At 54.2% G+C, this 513-nt stretch carries 1 protein-coding gene; it reads right to left on the bottom strand.

The window, feature by feature from the left end; genetic code table 11:
* Nucleotides 1-513 (bottom strand): FAD-binding oxidoreductase (locus tag ACTHUR_RS18490; protein WP_440400227.1); only part of this gene is annotated, 513 nt, incomplete at both ends.

The raw sequence follows: 513 nt of genomic DNA, 5'->3' as shown, positions 1-513 counted from the left end.
TCCGATAAAGAGGTGGCGCAGGTCGTAGCCGGTGGTATTTTTGTGCAATGGTTGGAGATGGGAAACAAGTTCGCCATTGGGTAGGACGACTTCCAAGCCCAATACCAAGTCGCGCATACTGCCGTAGCGTAAAACGTTTAATCCGCCGGCGTTGCAGGCAATATTGCCGCCGATTTCGCACGCACCTTCACTGGCAAGACTGAGAGGAAACAGCCTGCCTGCTTCGGCTGTCGCTTTTTGGACGTTTTGCAGGATTACGCCCGCCTCGACGGTGATGCTGTTATCGGCAAGGTTGATTTCGCGGATGCGGTTGATTTTGGAAAGGTTGAGCAGTACGCCGCCGGAAGCTACCGCTGCGCCGCACAAACCGGTATTGCCGCCCTGCGGGGTAACGGGGATACGGTGTTCAAAACAAAACCGCATGATTTCTTGTACATTTTCTATGGAATGCGGTTGCAAGATGATGTCCGGTTCGGAAACAAAGCGACGGCGCTGGTCGTTCAATAGGGCCGG

It is taken from the genome of Neisseria sp. P0021.S007 (assembly GCF_051956855.1).
This window is presented reverse-complemented; position numbering and strand designations above follow the sequence as displayed.